We start from the raw sequence: 8,220 nt of genomic DNA, 5'->3' as shown, positions 1-8,220 counted from the left end.
CCAACGCTAAGTGTCGCGGGATGGAGCAGCCCGGTAGCTCGTCAGGCTCATAACCTGAAGGTCGCAGGTTCAAATCCTGCTCCCGCAACCACTTGGGTCGAACAGAGTCTCGAACAAGCCGCCTCAGGGCGGCTTTGTTCATTCTGGGCCAACCCAATCATTGCTGCCAGGGCACCCTCCAGTTCGATCTGCACGCCATCCCGTTCATGTTGGACCGTAACACGTTCGATCAAGCCCCGGATAATCTCCAAGGCCCCTGTACGGATCGACGGATCCGATAGAGCCTGCGCCAGATCTGCGACCTTGGAGCGATAGAGTTCCGACAGGTTAGGGTGAAGGCGCACCGGGGGCGGTGCGGGTTCGGAGAGTTTTGCGTCCAGATCGGCGATCTGCGCTTCGAGATCTTCAAGCCTGGCCTGAAGACCTGGGGTGCGAATGCCTTCTGCAATCGCGTCATAAAACCCATTCAGTTTGCGCGCAGCTTTGACCCGCTCGGATTGCAGACGGGTCTCTCTTTAGGTCGATTAACCGGTGCGAGTGATCTGGCGAAAGATGAGGTTGCATGTTTGCGCAAGATCAAGGTCCTTGACCGCGTTTTCTGTCATAATGTTGCGCGTGCGAAATCAGACCAAAGGAGGAGGCTCATAAAATGCTAGAAGACAAAAAGTCCCCGCAACTTTCCACTGGAACGCATCCGCTCTCCGACAACTTTCGGCGTGAAATGGAAACCCTGATGTCGCGTTTTTTGGGGGGAGGATCACCTTTCCTACCAATGGAAACGGCTGCGCAACGCGCGGGTTTTCCGTCTCTTGACATGACAGGTGCGATTTCACCGGCAATCGATGTCCAAGAAACGGATTCTGCGATTGTCCTGACGGCTGAATTGCCAGGGCTCGAAGAGGATGATGTGGAAATTGAGATCAAGGATCGCAGGCTAATCCTGCGCGGTCAGAAGAAGATTGCGCATGATGAGACGGGCGATCTGCGTGACAGCGAAAGAAGCTATGGCAGCTTTTCCAGAGCAATGTCGCTGCCAGACACTGTGGAAATCGACAAGATTTCAGCAACATTCAACAAAGGCGTTTTGCATATCGAAATGCCGAAGACTGAGCCTCAGGATCCAAGCCGTAAGATCAAGGTATCGTCGAAATAGACGGTCTGTTGGCCCGATACGGTGCTTGAAATGCCAAAGCAGAGGGTCGATCATTGATAGGCCTTCTTCGAGTTGCGGCCTGATAGTTGTTTTTGGGCTGAATCCGGGCAGACATTGCAAGTGTTTGTATAAATGCGTTTTTTTTACATTCGCACCGGGCCATGGGTTTGGTGTTGCAACGTGGTAGAATGCCCTCACGCATTTGGATAGGGAGCCGTAATGCGAAAACCAGAAGCGAGTAGCATTACTTCGGCAGGGAATGGTGGTGAAGGTGAGGTGCGGGCCTTTCTGGAGAGCCTGACAGGTCCATCGCGCGGAAACGTGAACTGGTTTCTCGATAAAGCTCTAACCGTTTCAGTTGACGATGGCAGGGTGCTAAGCTTTCGACCTAAAGATGACCTGCCTCCTCATGATAACGATATCGCCACACTACAGTGGGCTGACAACGGCCACACGATAACCGCGTCAGCAGGGCGCAATGTATGGGTAAACGGGCAAAAAGCCTCATCAGCGTCTCTTAGGCATGGCGACATGATCGAGTTTGGCGAAAAGGGCCCCATGTCTCGATACAGGTTGTGCGATCACTCATTTCCCGCACACCACACAGTCGAAGATATCCTCAGTGACGCATATGCTTACACCCGAACGAGCCGTCGACCCTTCGCCAAAAAGATGTCTGGCGCCCTTCGCGATAGTGGGCGGCGGCTTGCGTCTCAGACCACGATACTTTTCAGGATCACAGTACTTGCAACGCTTCTTGTGATCGCTGGGTTTGGTTACCTACTTTACCAAAACGACCGGCGCTTGGCGGATAGTATCGAACAGGAGTCCCGCAAGATCGAAGCGGTTGCGGTTATGCTCGCTCAAACGCGGGAAGATGCAATTACGCCTGATGACTTGGATTCGTTGCGTGATGCCTTTGAGAACCAGGTCTTGTCGACCGAACAACGTCTTGGAACTTTGGAACAACGGGCGGGGGCACCCGCGCGGGTGATAGCTGCCTCCACTCGATCTGTTGCTTTCCTTCAGGGGGCTTACGGGCTGCGCCACATAGAAAGCGGGAAGATTTTGCGGCACGTTTTGGGACCGAACGGAGAAAACCTGAAAACCCCGTTTGGCCAGCCTTGGATCGAACCGGACGGGACCGGCGAACCCGCAGAATTTCAGTTCACCGGAACCGGGTTTTTGATTGCTGGGGCACCGTTGATGGCCACCAACCGCCATGTCGCTTTGCCCTGGACCTCGGGGAAACGAGAAAAAGCGCTGAACGACGCTGGTCTCAAGCCAGAAATGTTGAGGCTGCTGGCCTATTTGCCTGATCAGACGGAACCAATAGAGGCGCGTTTGTTCCGGTTCAGCGAAGCGGCAGACTTGGCGATTTTGACGGTAGAGCCAAGCCGCGTTCACGACCTCGGCATTCCGTTGGCGGATGCCACATCGAGCGTAGGTGAAGAGCTTTATCTGTTGGGGTATCCAACGGGTTTGAAAGCATTGATCGCGCAGGCTGGTCCGGGCTTTTTAGAGGAACTGGAAGCAGAAGGGACGTTGAATTTTTGGTCGATCGCGTCCCGGCTTTCTACTCAAAGCAAGATTCACCCGCTAGCAAGCCGGGGGATCGTTGCACGGACAAGTGAGAGCGCCATCGTTTATGACGCCGAGACCACGACCGGTGGGAGCGGGGGGCCAGCATTGAATCGGCGGGGCGAGGTCGTTGCGATCAATGCTGCGATCCTGCCCGAGTTTGGTGGCTCAAACATCGGCGTCCCGGTTTCACATCTCAGAGCTCTGCTGAGAGAGGTTGAAAGCCAGTGATCATTCACTCGTTCGGAAGCGCGAGTTTTGAACGAAAAACACTGTGGCCAGAGGAACGATCACCGAGATCACGGCTACGGAGATCAGCAAGTATCCAAGTTGACTGTAGTCCGCGGTGGACGTGACCTCACCGGTCTCTGGATATGTGACGGCGCGTGTGACGACGTATATTTGGTTGAGGTATTTGGTGCTGAGGCTGCTCGCCGACAAAGCCATGTTTGTGAATGATGCCATCACCGCAAAAAAGGTCGCTTTCAACTGAACAGGGGCATTGCGTGCAATCCAAGCCAACATCGGGACCATGGCAATCTGTCCAAGCGGCGACTCAACAGCTGTATCAAGAATGGCAATGAACCTTGCGTCGACAACCCCGCCGGTATGCGCCGCCGTCCATTCGTGCACACCGTAGTAGAGGGCAAGGTTAGGCAGGGCGAGAACGCCCGCCGCAATCGTTAGCAACACCACCACATGCGCAATCGAGCGGTTGGCCATAAATGGTCGAAGGACGATTAACCCGAGCAGGGCCAGCATCGAAGTCAACAAAGCCAGAATTGCCAGGAATTGCTCATCGAACCCCAGTTCATCGATTTCAAACCAAGTCAGGCCTGGTCCCGGCAGAGGAACGGCACGAAATACAAAAATGATTGTCGCTGTCCCGATCAAGGCTTTGGCTTGGGCTGGTTCCAACTCCTTCAGCAGACGCGACATGAGGTAAAGGATCACCGTCAGGGAAACCGCAAAAACGGTCTCTTGCGCGAATTCGAATTCTGCGGTTCCCAGCACGATGCTGAGCACAACGAATGCAAGGCCGCCGAGCAATATGGACCATTTGACTTCGGTGGCTTCCTCCGGCGTATGTGGCGGGTGGCCGCGCCTAATAAGCTGACGCTGGATAAAGCTGTGAAGAACGACTCCACTAACGGACAACACCGGGATGGTCAGAGCTATCAGATATACTTGGCCATAAAGCGCAAGGCGTTCGGATTCTTGCAGTTCTTCGGTTCCAGAGAAAATCCAGATGTTTACAGCCGCAACCGCCGCAAACCCGGAAATGATCGAAACTCTGCCCAAAGTCTGCATCGTTGTGTGCTGTGCACGAGTTTCTTCCGGCGAAAATGGTGCGCCGTTCTGGTCAACCTTTGGCACCGCCTCAACCGTCATGGCGTCGGCAACAACGTCCTGAATTGCATAGCCCGAAGGCGCCAAGAGCAAGGCAACAACATACCAGTCTTCCAGCGGCATGAAACTGGACATCTGCGCAGGTGCGGTCACGAGCCCATACATGGTGAGCAAAGACAACGTGATCAAGGACGCGCCGAACAAGATTAGCACGGACTTCCAGCGCCAAAACAGGTCCACGACATGACCAAGCGGCATTTTGAGTATCCACGGGATACCAGCCCAAAATGCTAGCCCTGCAACGAAAGAGGCGGATAAATCGAGGTAGTCTTTTAGGAAAAAAGCACCGACGACCGAGGTCAGGCCGGACACGCCGGCCGCAAAATAGACCATCAATGGCGGCAGATAGGACCATTGCAGCTGCTGAACCAGGTCCACAAACGTTCTATGCCACCAGGCCGAAAGTTTTGATCCTATGGAAGTTTGGTCAGTCGTCATATGCTATGGCAGCTCGTTGAGGCCATTGGGTCGTTTTGTCTAGTTAGAGAAATCCAGATCCGAAAAGCAATGCACTGGTGATCACCCCAAGGATCGGTACCACAAGAGGAACGCGGAAATGATTGGCAGCCTCTTCCGGCTGCCTCTTCAGCAGGATCAGCGAAGTGTTGACAAGCACAAAGACGCCTAGAACGATCTGAGACGTGCGCTCTGCCAGAGTACCAATCGGTATAGTTTGAGTCAGCAGTACGATTATCGCCACGACCAGCAAAGTAGCAACTACTGGTGTCTGCGTTGTTTTAGGGACTGTCGCCAGAACCTTCGGCAAATGGTCACGGTCAGCTAGTCCGTAGATCACCCGCGAGGCCATAATCATCTGGATCAGTACTCCATTGACTGTCGCCACAATCGCGACCGCGGAAAAGCCCTGTTTAATCACCTCAGGGGCGTTTGAAAACACAAGCGCGAGGGGTGCCGCGGACGTAGAAAGAACATCTATCGGAACAACAAGTAGAACCGTCATTGAGGTTCCTAAATACAACACGGTCGCTAGAACGAGCGTTAGCAAAATCGCTTTTGGGATGGTGCGCACAGGGTCTTTAACTTCTTCAGCGACATTGGCCATGTCCTCGAAACCAACAAACGCAAAGAAAGCGAGAAGTGATGCTGCGAAAATACTTCTCCACGCGTCGAGATCAAGCGGGGGAAGCATCGAACTGATCCCGTATCCCTGCGGATCCTGGATCGACATGCCCCAGCCAATCACAAAAAGAAGACCTGCGATCTCGATGATCGTGATGACGGCCGCAACAAGGACTGACTCCGTGATCCCCCAAAGCGCGATAAGACCCATGATCAAAACAACGCTGACAGTCAAAATAGGGATCGCAATACCGGTCAAAGCGTGCAGGTATGATGCTGCTCCAATTGCGACGGCAGATGCCGAGATAACGCCCGAGGCCGCCACCGCAAGCCCGACGAAAACCGCCATCCAGTTTTTCCGAAATCCCGCCTCAACATAGGCTGCTTCACCTGCGCTGACAGGAAATCGAGTTGCGAGTTCTGCATACGAAAGCGCGGTGAGTGATACGACGAGCGCGGCTACAACGAACGACAACGCCGCAAACTGTCCGGCAATGTCTGCCGTTGCACCGACCAAAACGTAGATGCCCGCTCCGACCGTTACCCCAAGGCCGTAAAGCGTGAGCAACGGGGTAGTAAGGGCCCGTCTGAGTTTCTGTTCGTTTGGATCAACAGAGTTCATAAGTGATTTCCGCCAACTGCCCTTTCTGAACGTCGTCAGTGGCGTCCCTCTTTTTTCCCCGATTGGCGCAGCGGCTTAATCCTATGGTCAAAGCTGCACCGAATGCCTTGTGTCTCAACGTCTGGGAGCATTGGGCGCCAATCAACTAACTGGGGGCTCGCCACCACTCCTGCCGAGCCCCCGTGGGTGGAACTCCCACTCCTTCAAAATTCCGTTCACCTTTGTGTTTACTTGGGGACAGGACGGTGAACGTAGAATATGTTGAAACATTCGAGTTTTACTATGTAACTCATGTTGGTGCTTTGATCTATGTCAATCACCTCGCGGCGTCGGGTCTGCGAGGCTGAACGCAACCCAACTGTCGTTTGTCGTCGGACTTAAAGGCAAAGCAAACATGTTCTACGGTTTCAGATTAAGGGTGGAAAGCAATTCGTGACGCTTTGGAACCTGTTACCAGTCTTGGGCTCGGATGGATGCGCTCAAATGGTTGCATCGCGTGCCTTATCACTTCTGGCGAATTCTCAGGCATATGAAGATATTGGAAGGAGAACCGTCTGCGCGCAAGGGTGGTGAGGTCAACGAAGAGGTGGCGTAGTTGTAGGCCGGCAGGAATAAATTAGGCGCGTACACCAAACGCTATTCGACTGAAACGCCAATCCTCGTACAGGAGCGTCCAAAATGAGCGAGGTCAAAGTGCTTTTTTAAGGATGCCTTATAATTAGATCTTCTTGTGTGCAGCAAATTGGAGGAGCACATGCAGATTTTTCGCGGGATCTTACTGGCACTATTCGCCACGGGACCCACTCTGGCACAGGACGTCAGCGTCGATGAGGGAAGTGATTTGTATCGGACGTATTGTTGGCAGTGTCACGGTTTCGAAGCGACCGGAGACGGACCAATGACGGAAATGCTTGCTATTCGTACACCCGACCTTACCAATTTGGCGGGCGAGAACGGCGGTGTGTTTCCGATAGATCTTATAGCTGAACAGATTGACGGTCGTTCACAATTGCTCGCCCATGGGGGCGAAATGCCAATCTTTGGCGCGGTGTTTGAGACAGACCAACAAATCGCGGTGGCTCTGCCTAATGGGCAACCTATGATGGTAGGCCTGCCGCTGGCGAATTTGCTCGCCTTTCTTGAATCGATCCAGTCTGAATAGTTACTGACCAATCTGCTCATCTGTGTCAGCCGTTCGTCTGATTGACATGAGAGTCAACGGCGGCCCCAACACCTCGAATGCCACAGCACTGGCTAGAGTAAAGGCCATGATCGACGCGGCCCAATGTGGAAATTGCTCTCCGGCGACGAGGGCCATTCCTACCGCGACACCGGCCTGTGGTAACAAAGCTGGGCCGTACCAGCGGGTCTGACGGCTAGGTAGGCCGCCAAGTCTCGCTCCGCAATAACCCCCAACGAGGCGGGCGACGGCGCGCAAGAATAGGAAAAGACCACCAGCCCAGCACATCAAGCCGAAGGCTTCAGTATCCAGCGTGGCGCCAGCCAGTAGGAAGAACAAAATCATGAACGGCCACTGAATGTGCTCGATCTCATGATAAGCACGGTCGTGATGGCGGGCAAGATTCCCAATAACTGCGCCAGCAACCATGCCTGCGACCAGGAACGAAACTTCTAGCCACAACGAAAGGCCTGCTGTCAGAAATACGATTCCCACCGCTACGGCTTGCATTGGCTCTCCCGGCTTCAAGCGACCTGTGAGGTAAGCGGATGGCACGCCTAGTGCGGAACCCAACAAAATAGCCCCTCCGAAATCCCACATCGCTGTGGTCGTGACGGTGGCCCAACCATCCGAATGACCGGCCAGAACCAAGGCGATGCTGAAAACGATCAGACCCCAAGCGTCATCAATTGCGACGACGCCCTTTAATGTCTCGGTGAAGCTGTTGGACACCCCAGATTGCTTGATCACGTCTGTCATGGCGGCCGGAGCCGTAGCCGTAGCAATTGCCGCCAGCACCAATGCCAACCCGAAGGGTACGCCGATTGCAGTCAATCCAGCAGACACGATAACAAGGGTTGCAACCACGATTGAAATCGAAGTCGTCAGAATGGCTCTGCCATGCCGAACCAGGTTCTCGCGGGTTAAAGAACCTCCAAGAAGAAACGCGACCATCGTTAAAGCCACAATGGAAATCTCGTCGAACCACATTGCAACGTCGAGTGGGATCAACCCCATTCCGGCGTTCCCGGTGATCAGACCGAGGAACAGTGGGGTTGTCACACGAGGAAGATGCGTGGCCAGACCTACTTGGTCGGCCGCCAATCCGGCAAGAAAGAGGACACCAAGGGTAATCAGAAAGTCGGCAATGTGCATAGAAATCCAAGCGTCAAGTTCTTGTCTAAACTACTCTAA

At 53.9% G+C, this 8,220-nt stretch carries 6 protein-coding genes and 1 tRNA gene; 4 read left to right on the top strand and 3 right to left on the bottom strand.

From position 1 onward, the window contains the following. The first annotated feature begins 14 nt into the window (after positions 1-14). The 3 genes from ACR0JR_RS15385 (at position 15) to ACR0JR_RS15375 (ending at position 2,965) form a co-directional block, all read left to right on the top strand. Positions 15-91, top strand: a tRNA-Met gene (locus ACR0JR_RS15385). Between the two features lie 642 nt (positions 92-733). Next, entirely contained in the window at positions 734-1,153 is a 420-nt protein-coding gene (locus tag ACR0JR_RS15380; protein WP_480456913.1) for an Hsp20/alpha crystallin family protein, read from the top strand. A 219-nt stretch (positions 1,154-1,372) separates the two neighbouring features. Next, positions 1,373-2,965: a trypsin-like peptidase domain-containing protein gene (locus ACR0JR_RS15375; RefSeq protein ID WP_480456912.1), complete on the top strand. Its 1,593-nt coding sequence runs from the start codon at positions 1,373-1,375 to the stop codon at positions 2,963-2,965. Here the strand turns inward: ACR0JR_RS15375 and ACR0JR_RS15370 are convergent, their stop codons facing one another. Continuing rightward, a complete protein-coding gene (locus ACR0JR_RS15370) occupies positions 2,966-4,522 on the bottom strand; it encodes an MFS transporter (protein WP_480456911.1) in 1,557 nt (518 codons plus the stop codon). It lies immediately after the preceding gene. 103 nt (positions 4,523-4,625) lie between these two features. Beyond that, the gene (locus ACR0JR_RS15365) at positions 4,626-5,846 is read right to left on the bottom strand and encodes an APC family permease (protein WP_480456910.1); all 1,221 of its coding nucleotides are present in this window, start codon (positions 5,844-5,846) and stop codon (positions 4,626-4,628) included. Between the two features lie 754 nt (positions 5,847-6,600). Here ACR0JR_RS15365 and ACR0JR_RS15360 point away from each other — a divergent pair. After that, positions 6,601-7,008, top strand: a complete 408-nt coding sequence (locus tag ACR0JR_RS15360) for a c-type cytochrome (protein WP_480456909.1) — start codon at positions 6,601-6,603, stop codon at positions 7,006-7,008. Here ACR0JR_RS15360 and ACR0JR_RS15355 read toward each other — a convergent pair whose 3' ends face one another. Further along, complete coding sequence (locus ACR0JR_RS15355) at positions 7,009-8,181, bottom strand: cation:proton antiporter (RefSeq protein WP_480456908.1); 1,173 nt, start codon at positions 8,179-8,181, stop codon at positions 7,009-7,011. It abuts the gene before it with no gap. Between the last annotated feature and the right edge of the window lie 39 nt (positions 8,182-8,220).

The organism is Ruegeria sp. AA3, assembly GCF_056542905.1.
This window is presented reverse-complemented; position numbering and strand designations above follow the sequence as displayed.

Bases quoted from the DNA above. Each gene is read 5' to 3' on its own strand.
- ACR0JR_RS15360 (WP_480456909.1), top strand. From the start codon at position 6,601: ATGCAGATTTTTCGCGGGATCTTACTGGCACTATTCGCCACGGGACCC.
- ACR0JR_RS15365 (WP_480456910.1), bottom strand. From the start codon at position 5,846: ATGAACTCTGTTGATCCAAACGAACAGAAACTCAGACGGGCCCTTACT.
- ACR0JR_RS15355 (WP_480456908.1), bottom strand. From the start codon at position 8,181: ATGCACATTGCCGACTTTCTGATTACCCTTGGTGTCCTCTTTCTTGCC.
- ACR0JR_RS15375 (WP_480456912.1), top strand. From the start codon at position 1,373: ATGCGAAAACCAGAAGCGAGTAGCATTACTTCGGCAGGGAATGGTGGT.
- ACR0JR_RS15380 (WP_480456913.1), top strand. From the start codon at position 734: ATGTCGCGTTTTTTGGGGGGAGGATCACCTTTCCTACCAATGGAAACG.